We start from the raw sequence: 21,315 nt of genomic DNA, 5'->3' as shown, positions 1-21,315 counted from the left end.
ATCATGAATGCAGACAAACTAAAACAATACATCGGGTTATTTGGAGGATGGCTATCAGCTGTCCTTTTATTTTTGGGTACGCTGAATGTGAAATTTGACTGGTTTAATCAGGAGTCAATCGGAGCGTTCGAAGTTGTGTTGATGGCATCAGTACCGTTTGCAGTCGCAATCTACGGCGTATACAAGAACTCGTATCGATTGAGTGAAAGGGCGAAGAAGCAAGAAGCGGAGCTGAAGAAGAAAGGATTGAAATGATATGGTCAACATCAAAGATTTAAGGTCAATCACACCACGTACAAACGGTACACGTGCATTATCAGCGATTAAGAATATCGCACGTCACCACTCGGCTACTTCTAGCGGCAATTGGGCATCCTTTTGGAAGTATTGGAAGGGAACGAAAGGCTGGGGAACAGGTGGATACCATGAAATCATCTTGCGTGATGGGACTGTAGAGCTTTGCTATGATCCAACTGAAATTACGAATGGCGTGGGCGGTCAAAACTCGTATATCTACAATATCTGTCTGGTTGGCAATGGCTCGTTTACAGCGGAGCAGGAGCGTGTCTTTGATGAGAGAGCGCGTTACTGGATGGACAAGCTAGGTTTACCTGCAAGTGCTGTTAAAGGGCATAACGAGTTTCCCGAGCAGTCTACTAATTGCCCAGGCGTAAATATGGCTGCTGTACGTGCTAGATTGAGTAAGCCTTCCACAGATAAGATTGTGGAGGACAAAGGATTGAAGTTTAGCAGTCCAACTTTGCAAAAAGAAACCGAAACATCTTTATTAAGCAAAGCGCATCGTCAAATTGTAGTGGATGCAGCTGTTAAAGCAGGAGCACATGCATCGTGGCTCGACAAGTTGGCTAATAAGACACTCACAGATGCTGATGTGCTGGGATTAGCGGTTAAGTATACTGTTGCGACAAACAAATAAGTTGGCAAAAAGGTGTCTACTCTTAATTGAGTGGGCGCCTTTTTTATTTACTTGCAATAAGAACAATCGTTCGATATACTTATAAAAAAAGGAGGGAACGAGTGTGCGTGCTAACCTATTGAAATCGGTCGAGCGTAATCAAGTCTTGGATATGATGTATGTGGATGGCAAGGGTAAAGTAAGTAAACGACGTATTAAAGTATTAATGGTGGGTGATAAATCATTTCGCGCTTACTGTCATCTAAGAAGTACCAGACGGACGTTTACTATTGATAATGTGCTGGCACTCGTTCCTGTCGTCCACAGAGAGAGGTCTGTAATCTAATGCCACTAATACCTGATGAGGCATTGCCGATGTTTGAAAATGCGATTTACTTTCCCATGATGATAACTATCTTAGAAAACGATAGAAAAATAATTGAGAGTGGCCCATTCAAACTGAAAGCTCCATATTTAAAAATAATTGAAGATGCATTGAAGCTCATCCGTGTAGAATCAAAGCAAACAAATATCTATTTAACAAGAAACAGGATGAAAGTTATCAAAAGGCAGAACGATGGTACATTCACGGAGTATACATTCATGCATGGCGGCTATGAGGAACACAGGCGTTATATGAACCTTCGTTTGCGAAACCGTACAGAAGAATTAATCAGTGTATACTTTGCGATGGTGGAATGTTGAGAAAAGGAGCTATGTTGAATGTTAGATAAAGTGCGTGATAGAGGTAAGAAGAAATGGTCTATGGCAATGATGCTCACAGAACATGTAGAAAAATTGAAGAGTTGGTATGCTGAGGATGGATATGAGGAACGACCAGAACTAGACGACTTTGATTTACAATCCATCCAAGAAGAAATTGAAGTTGCATACAAGCGGAAATGTTTAATACTCATTGCGACATGGAAAGACGGAAAAATCATACCGAAAGGCGGAGTCATAAAAGAAATCAATGTGCAGTCTATGTTCATCTTTCTTGATGATCCGTTCGGAGGGAACAAGATTGATATAAATGATATTATCGGTTCTCAAATCAGAGAATGAAAAATAGGGAGGGTGTTTATAATGACAGCAGTACCAAAGCCGAAGAAAGTGCATAAGAGTTCGGATGCACCAAAACTGACCGAAGAAGACTTTGAGGAAATCGGAGAGAAAATAAACGAAGCACTGGAATTTAGTAACGAGGTCGAGATCACAACGTATCACCAAAAGCAGTTTGATTCTGCGAAAGGTGTTGTAACGAACGCGGATGGCCAAACAGGTAAATTAACTATGCGAGTGGGTTATGAAGAGATTAAAATCAACATTAATTCTATAGTGAGCATTAAATGAAAAAACAGCCACCTTCTATATTAATAGAGGAGTGGCTGTTTTAGTGAAAATTGTCACACGAAATGTCACTTTAGATTCACATGACACCAAAACCAAACACTATAAACTTCGAAATCTGCAAGTAATCACCTACGTCACATCCGCATTATGAGTCGGTTCAATCAAGGACAAAACACATCGCATTTTAGGACTCTTACAAATGGCATAACGGTTAATAACAATTACGCCTTGGCGTAATTGCGTCGGGATTTTGAATTGAGCTTGCTCAATTGACTCCTTTCAAAATCCCTGACATCCGCCGGAGGCTTTATCTGATTTCAGCCGGGGTTTTCGGCTGAAATCAGATAAAAAAATCCTTTATTCACAAGTGACTTGTGAACTGACCCAATAAAGTTAGACAAATATTTTAAGCAGCTTCTAAGATCTGAGTTCGGTATTCTACCGGACTCAGGTCTTTTAGTTTTGCCTTCATTCGCTTGTGATTATAATACTCTAGGTATTCTTCTAATTCCTTTTCAAAATGCACCATGCTCTCAAACTCTTGTAAATAAAGCAGTTCTGATTTTAATAAGCCAAAGAAATTTTCGATGACTGCGTTATCCAAGCAGTTGCCCTTACGGGACATACTTTGCGTTATCTGGTGTTCTTGCAATGTTTTTTGATACTTTCTCATCTGATAATGCCAGCCTTGATCAGAATGAAGAATGACTTCGTCTCCTGGTTGAAGGCGCTGAACAGCTTCGTCTAACATATCACCTACAAGTAGATAGAGGGGTCGATTCATGACCTTATATGCGATAATTTCACCGTTACACAAGTCAAGAACAGGTGACAAATAACGTTTTTCCCCAAAGAGATGGAATTCGGTTACGTCTGTTACCCATTTTTGATTCATTTTATCTGCCTTAAAATCACGCTGTAATACATTAGGAGCGATATTTCCAACGTTTCCTTTATAAGAGCGATACTTTTTCATACGGACCATACATTTTAAGCCGATTTCATTCATCAAGCGATTGATGGTCTTTGGGTCATGCCTAAAGCCATATTTCCTTAGTTCTTTTGTGATGCGACGATAACCATATCGCCCTTTATGTTCGTGAAAAATGTGTTTAATCGCTTCTTTAACTGATTCATATTTATCGACTGGATCCAATCGGTTTTCCCAGTAGTAGTATGTGCTGCGTGGAATGCCTGCGACTTTGACTAAATCCACGACCTCGTATTGTTCCTTTAGTTCAAAAATTACTTGCGCTTTGATTTTGTTTGTAATTTTTCTTGTTCCAGAACTAAAGCGTTCAACTTTTTTAAATAAGCATTCTCCATTTCTAAAAGTTCGATTTTCGCCTGTAAGGCTTCTACCGAGCCTTCGGATGAGATTGTTTTTTTAGATTCAACTTTCTTTACTTCTTTTTTCATGGATGGACGCCCCTTTTTCTTTGATTCTAGCGCGTCCAATCCTTTCGTAATAAGCAACTGCTTCCACTGATAAACAATACTAGGGGAAGAAATGTTAAATGTGCTTGCCGTTTCTCGAAGAGACGCACCCGTTTCGTTCATAAAATTGAGTACGTCTAGTTTAAACCTCACAGAGTAGCTTGTATAGCTTTTCTTAAAACCATTTTCATCTTGTGCTTCAAATAGTTTTACCCAAGTAATAACAAGTGATTTATCTGCAGCAATACTTTCAGCAATGACTTTATAGCTTTCGTTTCCAGTTAAATAGCGTTCGACGGCTTGTAATTTAACTTCTACTGTATATTTAGACATGAAAACACCCCGTAAATGTTAGTTGGTGTCTAACATTTACGGGGCAGTTCATTGTGAATAAAGGATTTTTTTAAGCTTGTGCTACAAAGCCATGCTCTTCAAGTTTAGCGAAGACTGGTTTTAATTGAATATACCCTTCACCAATCATTTCATCTTCAATCATGACGAGCGGATAGAAAAATTCGTCATTGCGCACTTGCTCTGCAAGTTCACTTTGTTTAGCATCTACAATGTTCTCCGCATCGATGTCGATATAATGGATGTCATATGGCTGATTCGGGTACTTTCTGTCGATGGCAGCCTGTAACCATTCATAGGTATCTTTGGATGAAGGGGCGTTGACACAGCTGGCGCAAATGACCTCAGCTCCATAAATTTCAATGCTAAGTTTGTCTTTTTTCAATTTTATGATCTCCTCTCGGCGCATTCATTGGATTTTTTCCTGATTGCAGTTTATAATAAGTATAATGAAAGGGGAGTTTAAAAACAATGACAGATACAATGTTAACTGAACCGGTACAAGAAGTATTAGATAAATTACGCCCATTCCTATTACGTGATGGAGGCGACTGTGAATTGGTTGATATTGAAGACGGCATCGTGAAACTTCGCCTTCTTGGTGCTTGTGGAACATGCCCAAGCTCAACAATCACATTAAAAGCAGGTATTGAACGTGCTCTTCTTGAAGAAGTTCCAGGTGTTGTCGAAGTGGAGCAAGTATTCTGATTTAGTAAATACCACGAAAGCGGACCGAACTTGGGTCCGCTTTTGTATTACACTTCTCGAATATCCTGCCAACGATCTTTGGCCATTTGAATAATATGTGGTTCGGTCGAGCTACGTTGTCCTTCAATCACGCGAGAGAAGTGACGAATGGCTTCTTCCTTATCCCCGATTTTCCAAGAAAGTTCTGCAATGATATAAAGAACCCTCGATTCAGACATTTGGGTGCCTGCATAATCACCTTCAGAATATGAATTAATATATAAGTCTCTAGCAATTTTCATAAAGCGCTGTTCTTTATCCTTTTCACCTTTGTCACGGTATAACCAAGCAATTCGCAAAGTGAGTCCTGCAATGGAAAGTGCTTTTTCTTTTTTCAACATAGCACTTAGGTAAGCAAGTTTATACGCTTCAATGGCTTCATCGATATCACGTTCAGCCCCATATGAGCGTCCATTCCATTGTGCTGTAATTTTTTTGTCTATATCTTCCTTAGTTCCAGGAGCAAAGTAAGGAGCAAAATCATCTGTGAACGAAAAGCCGCAATGAGGGCAGACCGCAACATTATAAAGGAGTGGCTTGATCTCAGGATTTGAATAAACGGGTTTAAAATCGCTTTCATGGGATGTGACTCGAACAAATCTTGAACGGACTCTTGTTGTTACAAAACTTTTTTTACAATTGATACATGCCATTTTTTTATCATAATAAGGGGTAATTTCCATCTGAATCATCCTTTCGTACTATCAATCTCATTATAGCGTAAATCCTCTGATAGACGAGTAATTATGATTGCGTTATGTATAAAATTCTTGCTATGATAGATAATAGAAAACAAAGGGAAGGTGAACATATATGACACAGGTTGTTGAAGTTACTGAGGCGGCGGCATTTCATGTAAAAGAAATGATGCAACATAATGGGGAAGAGGGTTCATTCTTACGTGTTGCTGTCAATGGTGGCGGCTGTAGCGGATTGACGTACGGTATGGGCTTTGAGGCTGAAAAGTCAGAAGAAGACCAGCTGTTAGTCCAGCATGGCTTACAAATTCTTGTTTCAAGCGAAGATGCCGGAATTCTTAATGGCACGCAAGTCGATTATAAAGAGTCCCTCATGGGGGGCGGATTTACCATAACAAATCCCAATGCGATTGCTTCATGTGGGTGTGGAACTTCATTTAGAACGGCTAAGAAAGCTGGAACACCAGCAGATTGCTAATACATCTTTAAGCCTCTTACGACAATGTGTAAGAGGCTATTTTTTCTTTATGTACTATTCTATGTTTTCGAACATTTCCTATTTCAATTATAGTATTGAAATACCGTATCAAAAGGGCTACTATAGGAGATAGAAGTTTGTCGAAAAAATGACAAAGGCCGGGACTGTGTAAATCGTCGGTGTATTTGATTTCACGAGGGCCGGGCACATAAAAATTCAAAGGTGGTTTCGATCTTCGTGAAAAGACCGACAATTTTGGTGTTAGGTGCAGGGTACGGCGGTTTATCAACAGTCGTTAATTTGCAAAAATCACTTGGAACAGACGAGGCAGATGTTGTCCTCATTAACAAAAATGATTATCACTATGAATCCACATGGCTTCATGAGGCAGCTGCTGGAACATTGTCTCCTGAACAAGTTCGTTATGATATTAAAAGTGTTATTAACAGTCAAAAAGTGGAGTTTATCAAAGCAGAAGTACAAGCAATCGATGTTGCTGGCAAAGTTGTAACGACAAACGTTGGTACACATACATACGATTATCTTGTCATTTCTCTTGGTTTCGAAGGTGAAACGTTCGGAATTCCTGGACTTGACAAGTATGCGCTATCAATGGCAAACGTCAAAGCGGCTCGTCAAATTCGTGAGCATATCGAATACCAATTCGCTACATGGTCACTTGAAGAAGAGAAAGATGATAGCCGCCTAACAATCGTTGTTGGTGGAGCAGGATTCTCTGGTATCGAGTTACTTGGTGAACTTGGAAACCGTGTGCCTGAACTTTGTAAAGAGTTCGATGTGCCAGCTGACAAAGTACGCGTACTTTGTGTAGAAGCGGCTCCAATGGTCCTTCCAGGATTCGATCCAGAGCTTGTCCAATATGCTGTGGCTAAATTGGAATCTAAAGGTATTGAGTTCTCTATCGGTACGCCGGTTGTAGAAGCGACTGAAGAAGGTGTCAATATTAAAAAAGGCGAAGATGAATTTGAATTCATCAAAGCGGGTACAGTCATTTGGGCTGCAGGTGTCCGTGGTAACCGTCTAATCGAATCTTCTGGCATCGAAAATATGCGTGCGCGTGTTAAAGTTGACAAAGATCTTCGTGCCCCAGGTCATGATGACGTGTTTATCGTTGGAGACTGTGCGTTGATGATTAACGAAGAAGCTAATCGTCCATACCCACCAACAGCACAAATTGCGATGCAACAAGGTGATATGTGTGCAAACAATATCATCGCACTTATGAAGGGTAACCAAACTTCTGAGTTCGTACCTGACTTGAAAGGTAGCGTTTGTTCTCTTGGTGAGGACGATGCAATCGGTCTAGTATTCGGTAAGAAAATGACAGGAGCAAAAGCTTCATTCATGAAAAAAGTGGTTGATAACCGCTCCCTATTCCTTATTGGTGGAGTAGGTCTTACGATTAAAAAAGGGAAATTCAATTTCCTGTAAGTCGATTTTAATTTTAAAAAATAAAAAGCATCTGCCTGTCTACCGACAGCAGGTGCTTTTTATCTGAGAGCGATTTACTTGTCAAATATGATAAATTACCAAACTGGTTGTGATTTGTTGAAAGCGATCTCTCATTCATGTAAAATAATGAGTGGAAAACGGAGGTAATTACTTTGGGAACCATTTCACTGACGCACGTCGTCTTATCCGTACTGATTTTCATGGTGATGTTTTTTGGTATTGGATTTCTATTAAATATGCTTCTTCGCATGACGTGGTTAATGGCTATCATTTATCCAATCGTCGTCGTATTGATTATTGATGAAGTAAAGGTCTATGAATACTTTACAAAGCCAAATTATGCATTTCAGCTTCTTGGCGAGAAATTAGTGGCACTGCACACAGCGGATATTATTATATTGGCAAGTGGTTTAGTAGGTGCTATTATTTCAGGATTCGTTATGAAGATTTTGAGAAAACAAGGTTATCAAATGTTCTAACAACAGAATCCGTTTTGAATCAAATTCATTAAAAACCACTTGTTCCCCTATGAAACTTCGGGGAAGCAAGTGGTTTTTTAGTCATACAATAAATGAATAAATAATAACGGAGATGAGGATACCTGTTAGGGCGCCCATAAATACTTCACTCGGTTTGTGACCAAGCAATGTTTTAAGCTCTTGAATTTTTTGCTGGCCATCTTTTTGTTGCCAGCCTTTTGCTTCTTGCACAAATGTTTGGAAGTCTAATCGCATTTGGTTGATAATCAAGGCTTGCTGCCCTGCCTGGTAACGGATTCCTGTCGCATCAAACATCACGATAACGGCGAAAATAGCAGAAACCGCAAAAAGAGGGGAATCGAGTCCAGATTCGTAGGCAATTGCCGTCGTCAATGCTGTTACTGCCGCTGAGTGAGAGCTAGGCATACCACCTGTTGATGTCATCAGTTTCCAGTCGAGCTTTCCGCTAAGTAGAAAATAAATAGGGATTTTTACGATTTGTGCAAAGATAATCCCGAATAATGCCGCGAGGAGCGGAATGTTTTGGAATATGGCCATTGGGGGGTTCCACTCCTTTAACTTGATTCAGCAGAAGTCCTCCACTTCTATAAGTGGAGGGATGAATGCCAGAAAAGTATTTGAATCAACTCCCTGCTGATTCAAGTTAAGCCTCCGGCGGATGTCAGAGATTTTGAAAGGAGTTAATTGAGCAAGCTCAATTCAAAATCTCGACGCAATTACGCCTAGGCGTAATTGATAATTTGAAAATTGTATTATTAGTATACCACAAAGCCTCGTTATAAAAACAACATACTACGGATACCGAACGAATTAATGTAAGCGGTTGAAAACTTGGTATATAATAATAGATGTATGAAAAATTGGAGGTTAATTAAATGAAAACAATTATTATGGAACCAGATTTCAACCAAGTAGAAGCAGATGTCCTAGTCATTGGTGTCCCGGAACATCCAGAAAATACTGTAGGATGGGATGGATTCGTTAGAACTTTTAGTTCACGTTTACCAGAATGGCTTAAATCAGGAGATGTTAAAACAGCATTTAATAAAATCGTTTCAATGCCAGCAATCGAAGAGCATGGCTATAAGCGTGTATTCTTTATTGGACTCGGTGCGCAGAAGGCGTTGACGGAAGATTTACTGCGTCAAGCATTTGCGGCAATCGGTAAAGAACTTGCCAGTGTCAAAGCGGTTTCTGTCGCTGTTTGGACAGCTCCTTTTACGAATGACAAGCTAACATGTGAGGATGTCGCGTTTGCAGCAGCAGAGGGCATTGGCATGGGAACGTATAAGTTTGCAGGCTACCGTACTGACTCTAATGAGCGTGATGTGGCCATTGAAGCGCTGACTATTTTATCTTCATCAGATGAGGATGAATTGAAAGCGGCGTGTGAAGTGGGTAAAGTGTATGCGGATTCAGTAAATGAAGCACGTAATTTAGTCAATATGCCTCCAAATATTTTAACGGCAACTAAAATGGCGGAATACGCACGCGAGCTCGCGGAAAAATATGATTTTGATATCGAAGTACTTGGTAAAAAAGAAATGGAAGAACTCGGCATGGGAGCTATCCTAGCGGTCAATCAAGGATCAGTTGAAGAGCCAAGGCTCATTGTTCTAAAATATGCAGCGACAGAGCAATGGGAGGATGTCATCGGCCTAGTTGGTAAGGGTGTTACGTATGATACAGGCGGCTATTCATTGAAACCGAAAGATGGAATGGTCGGTATGAAGGGCGATATGGGTGGTGCAGCTGCTGTTCTTGGTGCCATGGCTATCATTGGTGAGTTACGCCCGCAGAAAAATGTCATTGCGGTTATTGGTTCAACGGATAATATGGTGTCAGGAGACGCCTTTAAGCCGGATGATGTCATTACGTCATTGAGTGGTAAAACAATTGAAGTGCTCAATACGGATGCGGAAGGGCGACTTGTGCTAGCAGATGCTGTGACTTACGCGAAACAAGCGGGGGCAGATTATCTGATTGACGTTGCAACACTAACAGGAGGCGTTATCATCGCACTCGGTAACGATAAAACGGGAGCACTCACAAATGATGAAGCGTTCTTCGAAGAATTCATGCAAGCCTCTATAGAGACAGGTGAATTTGTTTGGAGATTGCCGCTAACGGAAAGTGATAAAAAAAGAATTCGTAAAAGTGATGTAGCTGACTTGAACAATTCTCCAGGTCGTGATGGTCACATGATCTTCGGTGGCGGCTTTGTAGGGGAATTCGCGGGAACGACTCCTTGGATCCACTTAGACATCGCAGGAACGTCAGACGCGGCTGCTGCGCATGATTTGGGACCAAAAGGGGCAACCGGTGTAATGGTACGAACGTTAGCTACGTTGGTCGAACGATTAGCGGATACTGAACTAGAGGACTAATAGGCAATTGTCTCTTTCCCAGTCACCCTATTTGAATAGGATAGGTGGGAAGGGGGATGGAAATGTCTAGAGGTTTTGATGGTGGTCGCGGCGGATTTGGTCGCGGTTTTGACGGTGGAAGACGTGGTGGTTTTGGACGTGGCTTTGATGGCTTTGGTGGGTTTGGGGTACCCTTTCTCGGGGGCCTTGCTGGAGGTCTGTTAGGGTCGGCGCTAACTCCAGGGTATGGCGGTGGATATGGTGGTTATCCACCCTACGGTTACCCTCCCTATGGCTATCCTCCATATGGTTACCCGCCGTATGGTTATGGTTATCCACCCTACGGGGCATTTTATTAATAAAACACGCATGACAGTCGGACAGTCCGATTGCCATGCGTGTTTTTTAAACTTCCTCCTGCTTATTCTTTGCATTCTTTACAACTTTAGCTAAATCATCCCCAACCGTGAGCTGAGTCGGCTTGACACCAGACATATAAGCAGCACGGCTCATAAGGTGTCCTCCAATAGGAGAAGTGATGAACATGAAGGCGATCGCAAGAATAAGTTGAATGCTAAAGACGCCTTTGATTAACCAAAAGTGAAGAAATACGCCTAATAAAATACTGAGTACACCGAGCGTGGCACTTTTAGAAGCAGCATGTGCTCGTGTATAGACGTCAGGTAAGCGTAAGATGCCGATGACTGTCACAATCGTGAAAATGATACCGACAACAATCGTAGAAACAATAAGTATATTAGCGATTACGGTCACGTTCGATGATCTCTCCTTTCTCTATGAATTTGGAGAATGATACAGTCCCGATAAATGACAGGATCGCAATGAGTAAAATGACTTCGATAAAGAATCCAGTATCGAATAAAATCGATAACAAGGCAATAGCAGAAATCAACATGACGCCAATCGCATCGAGTGCAATTAGCCGATCCGGTGTAGATGGACCAAAGTACACGCGATACAGTAAGCCGAAAATAGACAAGATGACAAGTATGAGACAAATCCAAATGAAAGTCATCATGGTCGGCTTACCTCCTTAATTGCTTTTTCAAAAGTATTTTTTATGGAATCAATGGCATCATCGACATCATCCACGTCGATTGCATGAATATAGAGTGTGCGTTGATCATCTGAAACGTTCAACACAATCGTTCCAGGTGTTAATGTAATCAAACTGGATAACAACGTAATTTCCCAATCATGCTCAAGATCTGTTGGTAATGCGAAAATCATTGGTTGGATAGCTAACTTTGGACGCAAGACAACCCGGAGAACGGAAATATTCGATAGTATTAACTCTTTGAAAAACAATAGCGCCAATTTAAAAGTTGCCCATAGTCGCCAAATATACAGTCTATCCTTGAAAAATCGTCTCATCATAATGATTAAAATCAGACCAATCAAGTAGCCGATGATGAATGTTGAGGCTGTTAGTGAAGTGCTCATAAACATCCAGACAAAGGCGATGAAAACGTTCAATAATAGTTGGAAAGCCATCTCTCATCTACTCCTTTAACACCGCATCAATATAGATGGACGGTTGTAGTAATACGTTCGAGGCATCCGTCATGTATGGCATCAGCCATTCAGTACCCACACCGTATAATACCGACAGGACGACCAATGCGACCGCTGGAATCATCATGTTTCGGTATGGACGATGAGTGGTTTTTGGCAATTCAACAGGCTCACCCCAGAATGCGTAAACGAAAATCCGGATAACGGACAACAGAACGACCAGGCTCGATAACAGAAGAATAATACTTCCCCAAACATGACCTGCTTCAAATGCCCCTTGCACAATAAGCATTTTACCAATGAAACCACTAAGAGGTGGAATACCTGCCAGCCCAAACGCAGCAATAATATAGAACCAACCAAGTGGGGCATGTGTTTTCATCAGCCCACCCATTTTACGTAAGTTCGATGTGCCCGTGACGTAGATGATAATGCCGATGAGTAAGAACAATGCTCCCTTAATGAGCATGTCGTGAATGAGATAGAAAATGGCACCTGTTAAGCCAGCTTCATTCATCTGCGCTGCGCCAAATAAAATGACGCCAACAGCAATCACGATGTTATAAATGATAATTTGTTTCAAATCAAAGTAGGCAAGAGCTCCGATACAGCCTGCAATAATCGTCAAAATCGCCAATACAGACAAAATTTCATGTGTAAAGCCGATATCATGGACGAAAAACAATGTGTACGTCCTCATGATGGCATAGACCCCGACCTTCGTCAGTAGTGCCCCAAAGAGTGCGAGGACCGGGATTGGTGGAGCTGCATAAGAGCCAGGTAACCAGAAGTACAGTGGGAAAATGGACCCTTTAACACCAAAGACAACGAGCATCAAAATCGCAATGACGGTAATGATACCGGGTTGTCCAATTTCTGCAATCTTCACTGAAATATCCGCCATATTCAATGTCCCGATGACCGAGTATAAAAAGGCAACCGTAATGACAAACAATGCCGATGAAATAACGTTGACAAGTACATATTTGATCGATTCGCGAAGCTGTTTTTTCTCTCCTCCTAATACGATTAACACGTAAGAGGCGATGAGTAGCACTTCGAAGAAGACAAACATATTGAAAATATCGCCTGTCGTAAAGGCACCATTGACGCCGGTTATCATGAATAAAATGGCTGGATAGTAGAAGTAACGTTCTCGTTCTTTACCAATGGCTGTGAAGCTATAAATGACAACGCATAGTGTCAGTATAATCGTTGTGGTCACAAGCACCGCGGAAAACATGTCAGACACCATTGAAATGCCGAAGGGTGCCGGCCAGCTACCTAATGTTAGGGCTTGAATACCGTCAGTTTTCACCTTCGCCACTAGGAATAAGGCGGCAACTAAGCTGACAACGAGCCCAATAGCAGTTAATGCGCGTTGCACACGAATATTCTCTTTAAAAAACAGGAGGATAATCGCGAACAGGAATGGCAAGAGGATCGGAAATAAGGGTAAGTTAATCATGTTCGTCATTTCCTCTCATCAAATTCATATTATCTGTTTGATGTTCAGCATACGTCCGGTAAGCTAATACCAAAATGAAGGCTGTCACACCAAAACTAATCACGATGGCCGTCAAAATAAGCGCTTGCGGCAATGGGTCTGCATAGTTAGTTACTCCATCAGCAATAACCGGCGGCGAAATACCACCTAGTCCACCCATCGTCAAAATGAGCAAATGCGCACCGTGACTCAGTAAACCAGTCCCCAAAATAATTTTAAGGATACTTCTAGAAAGGATTAGGTAGGTAGCCGCCATGAATAGAATTCCGATGACAATTATCATAATCAGTTCCATTTAGGCATCTCCTCCAATCGATTGAATCATCGTAATTGCCGCACCAACAACGACCAGATAGACACCTGCATCGAAAATCATCGCCGTATGCAAGGAAGTTGTCCCGAACAAAGGCAAGGTGAAATCATCGAACGCATGTGTAAAGAACGGTACATTGAAGAAAATAGAACCGGCTGCTGTGCCAAGTGCTAGCAGTAAGCCAATGCCTGTCACAATGGTGAAGTTGAAAGGCAATGCTTTTTGAACTGTTTTCAAATCAAAGGCCAACAATAAAAGGACAATGGCACCCGTTGTCAGCAAGCCCCCGACGAAGCCGCCGCCGGGTGTATAGTGACCCGCAAAGAAAATATGGATGGAAAAAAGGAAGATGATGAAAAATACAATTTTGGTGGTCGTTTGTAAAATCACATCATTTGTTTTCATCCGTATCCTCCTTTCTTGCTAGTCGCAGTTTAATCATCGCAAGTACACCGATACCTGCAATCGACAGTACAGCAATTTCAAATAGCGTATCAAAGCCACGGTAATCGACTAGAATCACGTTGACGATATTACCGCCGCCTGCTTCCGTCGCAACTGTATCTTTGTAATATTGTGAGATAGATGGAATCAGTTTTTGTGAGTGCGCTGATATCGCAACGAGCATCACAGTAATGCCGACACCAGCTGAAATAATCAAGTTCATCAGCTTATTAGGCTTTGTTTCACCATGATTGTTCAACTTTGGTAAACGCTGAAATGCTAATAGGAACAATGCAACGGAAATGGTTTCAATGACCAGCTGCGTAAGCGCTAAGTCTGGAGCCTTGAAAATCACAAAGAACAAAGCGACTGAATAACCAACAGCACCTAGCGCAATAATGGCCGACAAGCGCGTTTTCGCTAACAAAATCATCGCCACAGCAATGACGAGAATAATCGCTGTCAACACACCATAAACACTGACCGCTGAAAAACTGGCCATATCGACAATAAAAGCTTCTTTGATGAAAAGCGCAGCCGTTGTAATGGCAGCAATGAAAGCAAACATATACAGCAAATACGTCCGGATTAACCCGGTCATATAAAAACGAGATAGACGATTCATGCCGGATTCTCCAAACAGCATTGCTGAATCATACAAGGCATTCAACGACAAATATTGGGGCTGAATATCGTATAACTTCTGCCATCTTTTCATCGTCACGTACAAAATTGCACCGACCCCAACAATGGCAATCGTCATCCATAATGCTGGTGAATCAAAACCATGCCAAGCAGCAACGTGTACGTCGACCTCGGATGGATGGTTGTATAATCCAGGCTGAACCGCCAAAACTGCCGGCTTGACCAACCATTTTCCTATCAAATTAGGAATGAAGAAAATCCCGACAACAAGTGTTGCTAAAATGACTGGAGATAGTAGCATCCCAATCGGTGCTTCATGCGGCGCATTCGGAAGCGGTTCACTTTTCCGTTTTCCAATAAACGTTTTGAAGACAAAGTAAAAGCTATAAACGAATGTAAAGACACTTGCAATCCATGCAACAACTGGGAAGATAATGCCCCATGTGCCAAAGTTGAATAACTCAAAATGGCGCAAGGCTAGCATAGATTCCAGGAACATTTCTTTACTGAGGAAGCCGTTAAATGGCGGCAACCCTGCCATAGACATCGAGCCGATGAACGCCACAGTAAAGCTGATCGGCATAATGCTCATCAAGCCACCAAGTTTGCGAATATCTCGCGTCCCCGTTTCATGATCCACAATGCCCGCAATCATGAACAAACTACCTTTAAAGGTCGCATGGTTAATCAAATGAAAGATCGCTGCAAATGCCGCAAATTTAAAAATCGCATCATTTGTATGATAAGCAACTGCACTCGCACCGAGCAGCGACATGATGAGGCCTAGCTGACTGACGGTTGAAAAGGCGAGAATCGCTTTCAAGTCCGTTTGTTTCACGGCGAAGAATGAGCCCCAGAACAGCGTTAGTAACCCAATGCCGGTAACGAGCCACACCCATACTTCCGAAACGGCAAAAATAGGTGTAAAGCGTGCAACTAGATAAAGTCCGGCTTTTACCATTGTTGCTGAGTGGAGATACGCACTAACCGGTGTAGGCGCTTCCATAGCATCTGGCAACCAAACGTAAAACGGGAACTGGGCAGACTTTGTAAATGCACCGAGTAGAACAAGAACAAGCGCTAGTACAAAGAATTCATGTCCAACAAAAGTGGAACCGTTTGCAATCAGTTCACGGATGGAGAATGAATTACCCATAATGCCAAGTAAGACAAATCCACCGAGCATCATTAAACCACCAAATACCGTAATCATCATGGATTTTAACGCACCAAAGCGTGAGCGATCCCGCGTATGCCAGTAACCAATGAGTAGGAATGAAGAAATAGATGTTAATTCCCAGAATAAATACAGGGTAATGACATTATCCGACTGTACGACACCTAGCATGGCTGTCATGAATAGCAGTAGATAGACGTAAAAATTGCCGAGCTTTTCCTTATCTTTATCGAGATAAAAGATGGAGTACAGTACGACAAGTGCACCAATACCTGTGATAAGCAATGTAAATAATAGGCTTAGACCATCAATATAGGAAACAAATGAGATCCCAAGGGATGGAACCCATTGTAACTCCGAAACGGCATATCCACCATCCATTGTCGTGGCGATAAAGCCAATGTAGAAAATGAATAAAGACAATGGGACAAGTAACACGAACCATCCTGTATGTATACTTTTTACACGCTTAAACAGCAGCGGAACAACAAGGGCAGCTAAGATTGGTAGAAAAATCAATAAAACAAATTCCAAGTAAATCCTCCTTTTTAACGAAAAGGAGTCCGTCACAAAAGGGTATAGGTACCCCTTGTTGACAGACTCCTCCAAGTACGTTCGGTTATTTGATTGTCGTTACTATACCATAGGACACGAGCCTTGCACAAGGGGAAAAGGTGGAAATTTAATAGACAATGTTGCTAACTGAGACATACTTCCGATATCATGAAATGTATGCAATTAAAGTAATTTGAAATTATAGAGGTGTCTTATGAAAAATCCATACATATTTGGTTATTTACCTTTTGTGACAATTGTCTTATTCAGCTTGACGTTTGGTGTGTATACAGTCGGTTTGTCTGTAGAACTGTTTAAGGAAATTGGTTTGTATGCAGGGATGCGTGAGTTTTTAACAGATATGCAACTTCGTATATTCTTACTAGTTATTTATGCACTTCTATTTTTCATGGTCTTTTCCGCGTTGAAATTAATCGCCGGAACGATTCACGAAACGGCGATGTTATTCTTTTCAAAGGATGTGAAAGGAGAGTCATATAGCGAGGCAAGGGGCGGTAATGTCATTTACTTTTTCGGTTCTCTTGTTTCAGCAGGAGGGATTAGTTCGATAAATGTGCTGGCGGTTATATTTCTGCTGACAACATTTATTTATTTCGTTTATGTTGTGTATAAGTTGAGTAAGTTCATGACAATTAGTAGGACTGTAGGGTTGATTATTTTTGAAATCATCGTTTGGAGCGTGCTCATTTCCACAATTGTCTATGTCTTACTCAAGCTTTATAACGGCGTGATAGCGAGTTTGCCGTTTTTGGCGTGAAAAAGACTAGCCCTATAAAAAGGCTAGTCTTTAAGTAGTGTGGAAAAGAGTCGCAAATGGATTTTCTGGTCACTCAAACGCTTCATAGGCTGAGGCTTGTCATATCCTACCCAAACAGCCGTTGTATAGTGTTCGTTTAGACCACCTACCCATAAATCTTTGTAATAGTCTGTAGTACCTGTTTTTGCCCCTGTATACGCTGTCGTATAAGGAATTCCGCGTCCGCTCCCATTTGTCACAACATCTGATAGTAAGCTTCTCATTGTCGCAACTGTAGTTGGTGACCATACCTCTATTTTTTGATTTGCCCATTCATATAAAATGTTACCCTTTGTATCCTTCACGGTACGAATCGCATGGACGGGCATATAGGTCCCGTTGATGAATCCTGTATATGCCCCCGCAAGCTCAAGGGGTGTCATCCCTTTGGACAGACCTCCAAGCGCGGCTGCATAGCTGTGATCCTGCTGTGTAAGCGATTTGAAGTGAAAAGGCTCGATAAAGGAAAATGCCTTGTCGATACTAACAGTCTGTAATAATCGGACAGCTGCCGTATTATGGCTATGTCGAAACGCTTCTTTCACAGTGGTTGTCCCGTACACATAACCACCGACATTAGTTGGGCAATAGGAGCCGATGCAAATGTTACCGCTATTGACGCGACTATTCGCCGTGTACGGTCCACTTTCAAAATAAGGAGCATAGACTAAAATTGGTTTGATGGCAGATCCCGGCTGTCGAACGGCTTGGAAGGCTCTATGGAAATCTGCTTTTTTATAGTTTTTTCCGGCAAATAGACTAATGATTTCCCGGGTTTCATTGTCGATAACGGCGGCGCCAGCCTGCAATCCTTCAGGTTTTAAGAGCGCAGTAACCGCCTGTTCGTCTTGTTGTTGCTTCCGAGGATCTAGTGCGGTTTCAATGACAAGACCTGTTGCCAGTACTTCCGCTGTTCGTTGCTGAACTTGTACCTTAAGGGCTAACTTAGCAGCTTCATCCGTTGCTTCGGCAATCTGATCCGCTAAGCCTTCCGATTGAGCAATGAGTTCCGACAGCTCTGAAAGGACATATGTGCTGTACGCTGGGAAATTACTTTCTTTCTTTTTTAGCTGTAATGTAATCGGTATATTTTTATATGTTTCGGCTTCCTCCATAGTGATCACGTTGTTTTTGGCAAGGATGTCTAGTAAACGCTCCTGTCTTTTTTTCGTTTGATCGAAATGGACTAATGGATCGTACAATGAAGGGTTGTTCGGAATCGCCGCAATGAACGCCTGCTGTGCTTCATTCAACTCATAAATAGGTTTGCTGAAGTAATAGGAAGCAGCTGCGCCAATCCCATACACTTGATTGCCGAAATACATTTCATTCAAATATATTTCTAAAATATCATCTTTTGTCGTTTGCTTCTCCAGCTCAGTCGCATAAAAAAGCTCTGTCAGCTTACGTTCATACGTTTTTTCTGTCGATAAAAAGCGCATACGCACGACTTGTTGTGTAATCGTCGATGCACCTTGCTTCAAATCGTCTGTTGCTGTGTTGATAGCAAACGCACGGACGATCGCCGCTACATCATAGCCACGGTGTTCAAAAAAACTCTGATCTTCACTTTCAAGAAACAGTTGACGAACGAATGTAGGAATAGAGTCAAGTGCAAGTGGATCACGCCACTCTACATACTCTTCCGCAAAAATAGCGCCGTTACGATCCACCAGCGAAACAGGAACATTGATGGACGGAGCGGATAGCTCGATGGAGTGAGTCATTTGCTCATTGAACGTGTTAGCCGTCGTTAATTCAACAGCAATCGCCTCTTGAACAATGATTAAAATAGGTATGAAGAAAAGAATAATGACTATGCCGATGAACCGTTTCAACACCGGACCTCCGTTCAAAAATAAGTACTGACAAAAGAATAGCATAATTTCATGATTGTTGTTCTTTTAGTGCTAGGAAATCTTCAAAATCTTGACCAGGTTTTCTTTTCGCATAATAAAGAAAGGCAAAGCCGACAAGGAATAATACACCTGTTAAAAGAAAAACGGACGAGATGCCGATAAAACCACTAATGATTCCGCCGAACATGGGGCCGATAATATTGCCTAGAAAGCGGAAGCTGGTGTTATACCCCATAACCTCGCCTTGGATATCCACAGGAGCTTCGCGCCTAACAAGCGCGGTTGTAATAGGAATCATTCCCCCAATTGCAATACCGAAGAGTAGTCGACAAATAATGAGTTGCCATAACTCAGTGACAAACGCTTGTGGGATGATGAACACAAAGGATAGCAACAGTAACATTGATAATACCTTTTCGTAACCGATATCATCACCAAGCTTTCCCCAATGACGGGCAAATAATAGATTACCTAAGCCAGCTGCACTAAAGGTGATACCTGCGAGGAAAGCGACATCCTTGGCATCAGATAATTGAGCAACATAAAGTGACAATAGTGGTTGGATGCTGAAATTACCAATTTGAATAAGTGCAGTGACAATCATTACATTCAACATGAGTCGATGGTGCAGTAGTCCGCTTAAAATGGCTTTGCGAGAATAGCGATTCGTCCGGTCACTTTTCGCACGTCGTTGCTCTTGAATGCCGAAAAGTACGATGATCGCAGCTATTACGACAGAAATTGAAGTGATGATAAAGGTATATTGAAATCCGAATGTATCCGCGAGTAATCCACCTAAAGCAGGGCCAAACAAAGTCCCCGTCACGCTCCCCATTTGTAAAGTGCCGAGCATTTTACCTGCTTCTTCTTTGGAGGTTTGTGAGGATACAAATGCAAGTGACGTGGGAATAAATCCTGTGACAACACCGTTGAGTAAGCGTAAGAGGAAAAATACTTCTACTGAATCAACGAAGCCCATTAGAAAGACGGATGTCGCAATCCCGAAACCGTTAATGAGCAAAATCGGCTTGAAGCCATATTTGTCAGCGACACGTCCCCAAATAGGCGACATAATGAAAGCTGTTACAAAGGATGCACCAAAAATAAGACCTGACCATTTTTGAACGTAAGCATCGGAATGGTCTCCGAAAGTTTCAATATAGAGGGAAAGGAAAGGCATAATCATCGTCATTGTGCCAGCGACGAGGAAGTTAGAAATTAAGATAATGATAAAATTTCGTTTTTGCACGTTCATATAAAGACCCACTTTCTGCATCGTGCTCTTCCGTTAGTATAAAACACTTCGAGATACGAAGGAAGTAACGTGCTTATTCGTCGAAAAAAATGTTTCGATATGGTAAACTAGTTCGGGGTGAACGTGAAAATGAAAAAATATTATTTCTCTCTACTATCAATCCTTGTCATTGTTCTGTTAACTGCTTGCGGAACAGCTGCTGATAAAGAACCAGTCTTAGAGAAAGAAAAACCCGCTGACCAAGTGCCAGCTGAAGGAAATAGTGCAAAAGATCAAGAGGAGGCAACAATTATGTATCCACAGTTATCAAAAGAAGTAGCAGCAAACGAGGCGCTTGTCGTCATGAACACAACACTCGGTCCGATTAAAATCAAGCTTTTCCCAGAACAGGCTCCAAAAACAGTCGAAAACTTTTTGACACACGCTGAGAATGGCTATTATGATGGTATCATTTTCCACCGTGTTATTAAAGATTTCATGATTCAAGGTGGAGACCCAACAGGTACTGGAATGGGTGGAGAAAGCATCTATGGTGATACGTTTGAAGATGAATTCACAATGAATCTATTCAACATCAATGGTGCATTGTCAATGGCAAATGCTGGACCTGGAACAAATGGTAGCCAGTTCTTCATCGTTCAGAAACCACAAGCACCTGCAACAGCTAAGCAAATGGAAGAAGGCGGCTGGCCAGCAGAAATTGCAAAAGCTTATGAAGAAACAGGCGGTACACCACATCTTGACCAAAAGCATACAGTATTCGGACAAGTGATCGAAGGCATGGACGTTGTTAACAAAATTGCCGACGTGAAAAAAGGTGCACAAGATAAGCCTGTTGAAGACGTTTCTATCGAATCTATTGAAATTCTTCAAAAATAAGACTAGTCA

At 41.7% G+C, this 21,315-nt stretch carries 27 protein-coding genes; 14 read left to right on the top strand and 13 right to left on the bottom strand.

The window, feature by feature from the left end:
- Nucleotides 1–3 precede the first annotated feature (3 nt).
- The 6 genes from MKZ10_RS15690 (at nucleotide 4) to MKZ10_RS15665 (ending at nucleotide 2,269) form a co-directional block, all read left to right on the top strand.
- Complete coding sequence (locus MKZ10_RS15690; RefSeq protein ID WP_342505854.1) at nucleotides 4–255, top strand: phage holin; 252 nt, start codon at nucleotides 4–6, stop codon at nucleotides 253–255.
- A 1-nt stretch (nucleotide 256) separates the two neighbouring features.
- The gene (locus MKZ10_RS15685; RefSeq protein WP_342505853.1) at nucleotides 257–937 is read left to right on the top strand and encodes an N-acetylmuramoyl-L-alanine amidase; all 681 of its coding nucleotides are present in this window, start codon (nucleotides 257–259) and stop codon (nucleotides 935–937) included.
- A 103-nt stretch (nucleotides 938–1,040) separates the two neighbouring features.
- Nucleotides 1,041–1,262 (top strand): transcriptional regulator, encoded by a 222-nt coding sequence (locus tag MKZ10_RS15680; RefSeq protein WP_342505852.1) that lies wholly within the window; start codon nucleotides 1,041–1,043, stop codon nucleotides 1,260–1,262.
- Nucleotides 1,262–1,621, top strand: coding sequence for a hypothetical protein (locus MKZ10_RS15675; RefSeq protein ID WP_342505851.1), 360 nt, complete (start codon nucleotides 1,262–1,264; stop codon nucleotides 1,619–1,621). Before MKZ10_RS15680 ends, MKZ10_RS15675 begins: the two co-directional genes overlap by 1 nt.
- A gap of 18 nt (nucleotides 1,622–1,639) precedes the next feature.
- Complete coding sequence (locus MKZ10_RS15670; protein WP_342505850.1) at nucleotides 1,640–1,981, top strand: YolD-like family protein; 342 nt, start codon at nucleotides 1,640–1,642, stop codon at nucleotides 1,979–1,981.
- A 21-nt stretch (nucleotides 1,982–2,002) separates the two neighbouring features.
- Nucleotides 2,003–2,269, top strand: a complete 267-nt coding sequence (locus MKZ10_RS15665; RefSeq protein WP_342505849.1) for a YolD-like family protein — start codon at nucleotides 2,003–2,005, stop codon at nucleotides 2,267–2,269.
- A 406-nt stretch (nucleotides 2,270–2,675) separates the two neighbouring features.
- Here MKZ10_RS15665 and MKZ10_RS15660 read toward each other — a convergent pair.
- Both MKZ10_RS15660 and MKZ10_RS15655 read right to left on the bottom strand, forming a co-directional pair.
- A protein-coding gene (locus MKZ10_RS15660; RefSeq protein ID WP_342505848.1) for an IS3 family transposase occupies nucleotides 2,676–4,039 on the bottom strand; the annotation gives its coding sequence in 2 pieces (ribosomal slippage) (nucleotides 2,676–3,580 and nucleotides 3,580–4,039; 1,365 coding nt in all).
- A gap of 70 nt (nucleotides 4,040–4,109) precedes the next feature.
- On the bottom strand, nucleotides 4,110–4,466 hold the full coding sequence (locus MKZ10_RS15655) for a YuzD family protein (protein WP_342505847.1): 357 nt from the start codon (nucleotides 4,464–4,466) through the stop codon (nucleotides 4,110–4,112).
- A gap of 62 nt (nucleotides 4,467–4,528) precedes the next feature.
- Here MKZ10_RS15655 and MKZ10_RS15650 point away from each other — a divergent pair, with 62 nt between their 5' ends.
- A complete protein-coding gene (locus MKZ10_RS15650) occupies nucleotides 4,529–4,765 on the top strand; it encodes a NifU family protein (protein ID WP_203247966.1) in 237 nt (78 codons plus the stop codon).
- A gap of 47 nt (nucleotides 4,766–4,812) precedes the next feature.
- On the opposite strand, the gene MKZ10_RS15645 is transcribed toward MKZ10_RS15650, so the two are convergent.
- Nucleotides 4,813–5,487: a DUF2225 domain-containing protein gene (locus MKZ10_RS15645; RefSeq protein ID WP_342505846.1), complete on the bottom strand. Its 675-nt coding sequence runs from the start codon at nucleotides 5,485–5,487 to the stop codon at nucleotides 4,813–4,815.
- Between the two features lie 130 nt (nucleotides 5,488–5,617).
- Between MKZ10_RS15645 and MKZ10_RS15640 the strand changes: the two genes are divergently transcribed.
- From MKZ10_RS15640 to MKZ10_RS15630, 3 genes are all read left to right on the top strand, one after another.
- Complete coding sequence (locus MKZ10_RS15640) at nucleotides 5,618–5,980, top strand: iron-sulfur cluster assembly accessory protein (protein WP_342505845.1); 363 nt, start codon at nucleotides 5,618–5,620, stop codon at nucleotides 5,978–5,980.
- 237 nt (nucleotides 5,981–6,217) lie between these two features.
- Nucleotides 6,218–7,432 (top strand): NAD(P)/FAD-dependent oxidoreductase, encoded by a 1,215-nt coding sequence (locus tag MKZ10_RS15635; RefSeq protein WP_342505844.1) that lies wholly within the window; start codon nucleotides 6,218–6,220, stop codon nucleotides 7,430–7,432.
- Nucleotides 7,433–7,605: 173 nt separating this feature from the next.
- Nucleotides 7,606–7,932, top strand: a complete 327-nt coding sequence (locus MKZ10_RS15630) for a YuiB family protein (RefSeq protein ID WP_342505843.1) — start codon at nucleotides 7,606–7,608, stop codon at nucleotides 7,930–7,932.
- An 81-nt stretch (nucleotides 7,933–8,013) separates the two neighbouring features.
- Here the strand turns inward: MKZ10_RS15630 and MKZ10_RS15625 are convergent, their stop codons facing one another.
- Entirely contained in the window at nucleotides 8,014–8,490 is a 477-nt protein-coding gene (locus MKZ10_RS15625; RefSeq protein ID WP_342505842.1) for a divergent PAP2 family protein, read from the bottom strand.
- Between the two features lie 338 nt (nucleotides 8,491–8,828).
- On the opposite strand from MKZ10_RS15625, the gene MKZ10_RS15620 reads away from it, so the two are divergent.
- Nucleotides 8,829–10,340 (top strand): leucyl aminopeptidase, encoded by a 1,512-nt coding sequence (locus tag MKZ10_RS15620; RefSeq protein ID WP_342505841.1) that lies wholly within the window; start codon nucleotides 8,829–8,831, stop codon nucleotides 10,338–10,340.
- 56 nt (nucleotides 10,341–10,396) lie between these two features.
- On the top strand, nucleotides 10,397–10,678 hold the full coding sequence (locus MKZ10_RS15615; protein WP_342505840.1) for a hypothetical protein: 282 nt from the start codon (nucleotides 10,397–10,399) through the stop codon (nucleotides 10,676–10,678).
- Nucleotides 10,679–10,724: 46 nt separating this feature from the next.
- On the opposite strand, the gene mnhG is transcribed toward MKZ10_RS15615, so the two are convergent.
- The 7 genes from mnhG to MKZ10_RS15580 are packed head-to-tail and all read right to left on the bottom strand — an operon-like array spanning nucleotide 10,725 to nucleotide 16,475.
- On the bottom strand, nucleotides 10,725–11,093 hold the full coding sequence (gene mnhG / locus MKZ10_RS15610) for a monovalent cation/H(+) antiporter subunit G (RefSeq protein ID WP_342505839.1): 369 nt from the start codon (nucleotides 11,091–11,093) through the stop codon (nucleotides 10,725–10,727).
- Entirely contained in the window at nucleotides 11,077–11,358 is a 282-nt protein-coding gene (locus MKZ10_RS15605; RefSeq protein ID WP_342505838.1) for a Na(+)/H(+) antiporter subunit F1, read from the bottom strand. The genes mnhG and MKZ10_RS15605 overlap by 17 nt, the downstream gene beginning before the upstream one ends.
- On the bottom strand, nucleotides 11,355–11,834 hold the full coding sequence (locus MKZ10_RS15600) for a Na+/H+ antiporter subunit E (RefSeq protein ID WP_342505837.1): 480 nt from the start codon (nucleotides 11,832–11,834) through the stop codon (nucleotides 11,355–11,357). Before MKZ10_RS15600 ends, MKZ10_RS15605 begins: the two co-directional genes overlap by 4 nt.
- A 7-nt stretch (nucleotides 11,835–11,841) precedes the next feature.
- Nucleotides 11,842–13,323 (bottom strand): Na+/H+ antiporter subunit D, encoded by a 1,482-nt coding sequence (locus tag MKZ10_RS15595; protein WP_342505836.1) that lies wholly within the window; start codon nucleotides 13,321–13,323, stop codon nucleotides 11,842–11,844.
- Nucleotides 13,316–13,657, bottom strand: coding sequence for a Na(+)/H(+) antiporter subunit C (locus MKZ10_RS15590; RefSeq protein WP_342505835.1), 342 nt, complete (start codon nucleotides 13,655–13,657; stop codon nucleotides 13,316–13,318). Before MKZ10_RS15590 ends, MKZ10_RS15595 begins: the two co-directional genes overlap by 8 nt.
- Entirely contained in the window at nucleotides 13,658–14,080 is a 423-nt protein-coding gene (locus MKZ10_RS15585) for a Na(+)/H(+) antiporter subunit B (protein WP_342505834.1), read from the bottom strand.
- A complete protein-coding gene (locus MKZ10_RS15580; protein WP_342505833.1) occupies nucleotides 14,067–16,475 on the bottom strand; it encodes a Na+/H+ antiporter subunit A in 2,409 nt (802 codons plus the stop codon). The genes MKZ10_RS15585 and MKZ10_RS15580 overlap by 14 nt, the downstream gene beginning before the upstream one ends.
- A gap of 235 nt (nucleotides 16,476–16,710) precedes the next feature.
- Here MKZ10_RS15580 and MKZ10_RS15575 point away from each other — a divergent pair, with 235 nt between their 5' ends.
- Entirely contained in the window at nucleotides 16,711–17,274 is a 564-nt protein-coding gene (locus MKZ10_RS15575) for a YufK family protein (RefSeq protein ID WP_342505832.1), read from the top strand.
- 23 nt (nucleotides 17,275–17,297) lie between these two features.
- On the opposite strand, the gene MKZ10_RS15570 is transcribed toward MKZ10_RS15575, so the two are convergent.
- Together MKZ10_RS15570 and MKZ10_RS15565 are read right to left on the bottom strand one after the other, a co-directional pair.
- Nucleotides 17,298–19,154, bottom strand: a complete 1,857-nt coding sequence (locus tag MKZ10_RS15570; protein WP_342505831.1) for a transglycosylase domain-containing protein — start codon at nucleotides 19,152–19,154, stop codon at nucleotides 17,298–17,300.
- A 46-nt stretch (nucleotides 19,155–19,200) separates the two neighbouring features.
- Entirely contained in the window at nucleotides 19,201–20,427 is a 1,227-nt protein-coding gene (locus MKZ10_RS15565; RefSeq protein WP_342505830.1) for an MFS transporter, read from the bottom strand.
- A gap of 129 nt (nucleotides 20,428–20,556) precedes the next feature.
- On the opposite strand from MKZ10_RS15565, the gene MKZ10_RS15560 reads away from it, so the two are divergent.
- Nucleotides 20,557–21,306, top strand: coding sequence for a peptidylprolyl isomerase (locus MKZ10_RS15560; protein WP_342505829.1), 750 nt, complete (start codon nucleotides 20,557–20,559; stop codon nucleotides 21,304–21,306).
- Nucleotides 21,307–21,315 lie beyond the last annotated feature (9 nt).

Source organism: Sporosarcina sp. FSL K6-2383 (assembly GCF_038618305.1).
Classification (GTDB): Bacteria; Bacillota; Bacilli; order Bacillales_A; family Planococcaceae; genus Sporosarcina.
This window is presented reverse-complemented; position numbering and strand designations above follow the sequence as displayed.

Bases quoted from the DNA above. Each gene is read 5' to 3' on its own strand.
- MKZ10_RS15625 (WP_342505842.1), bottom strand. From the start codon at position 8,490: ATGGCCATATTCCAAAACATTCCGCTCCTCGCGGCATTATTCGGGATT.
- MKZ10_RS15560 (WP_342505829.1), top strand. From the start codon at position 20,557: ATGAAAAAATATTATTTCTCTCTACTATCAATCCTTGTCATTGTTCTG.
- MKZ10_RS15605 (WP_342505838.1), bottom strand. From the start codon at position 11,358: ATGATGACTTTCATTTGGATTTGTCTCATACTTGTCATCTTGTCTATT.
- MKZ10_RS15600 (WP_342505837.1), bottom strand. From the start codon at position 11,834: ATGGCTTTCCAACTATTATTGAACGTTTTCATCGCCTTTGTCTGGATG.
- MKZ10_RS15620 (WP_342505841.1), top strand. From the start codon at position 8,829: ATGAAAACAATTATTATGGAACCAGATTTCAACCAAGTAGAAGCAGAT.
- MKZ10_RS15670 (WP_342505850.1), top strand. From the start codon at position 1,640: ATGTTAGATAAAGTGCGTGATAGAGGTAAGAAGAAATGGTCTATGGCA.
- MKZ10_RS15685 (WP_342505853.1), top strand. From the start codon at position 257: ATGGTCAACATCAAAGATTTAAGGTCAATCACACCACGTACAAACGGT.
- MKZ10_RS15650 (WP_203247966.1), top strand. From the start codon at position 4,529: ATGACAGATACAATGTTAACTGAACCGGTACAAGAAGTATTAGATAAA.
- MKZ10_RS15665 (WP_342505849.1), top strand. From the start codon at position 2,003: ATGACAGCAGTACCAAAGCCGAAGAAAGTGCATAAGAGTTCGGATGCA.
- MKZ10_RS15675 (WP_342505851.1), top strand. From the start codon at position 1,262: ATGCCACTAATACCTGATGAGGCATTGCCGATGTTTGAAAATGCGATT.
- MKZ10_RS15690 (WP_342505854.1), top strand. From the start codon at position 4: ATGAATGCAGACAAACTAAAACAATACATCGGGTTATTTGGAGGATGG.
- MKZ10_RS15640 (WP_342505845.1), top strand. From the start codon at position 5,618: ATGACACAGGTTGTTGAAGTTACTGAGGCGGCGGCATTTCATGTAAAA.
- MKZ10_RS15575 (WP_342505832.1), top strand. From the start codon at position 16,711: ATGAAAAATCCATACATATTTGGTTATTTACCTTTTGTGACAATTGTC.
- MKZ10_RS15655 (WP_342505847.1), bottom strand. From the start codon at position 4,466: ATGCGCCGAGAGGAGATCATAAAATTGAAAAAAGACAAACTTAGCATT.
- MKZ10_RS15595 (WP_342505836.1), bottom strand. From the start codon at position 13,323: ATGATTAACTTACCCTTATTTCCGATCCTCTTGCCATTCCTGTTCGCG.
- MKZ10_RS15585 (WP_342505834.1), bottom strand. From the start codon at position 14,080: ATGAAAACAAATGATGTGATTTTACAAACGACCACCAAAATTGTATTT.
- MKZ10_RS15590 (WP_342505835.1), bottom strand. From the start codon at position 13,657: ATGGAACTGATTATGATAATTGTCATCGGAATTCTATTCATGGCGGCT.
- MKZ10_RS15565 (WP_342505830.1), bottom strand. From the start codon at position 20,427: ATGAACGTGCAAAAACGAAATTTTATCATTATCTTAATTTCTAACTTC.
- MKZ10_RS15645 (WP_342505846.1), bottom strand. From the start codon at position 5,487: ATGGAAATTACCCCTTATTATGATAAAAAAATGGCATGTATCAATTGT.
- MKZ10_RS15615 (WP_342505840.1), top strand. From the start codon at position 10,397: ATGGAAATGTCTAGAGGTTTTGATGGTGGTCGCGGCGGATTTGGTCGC.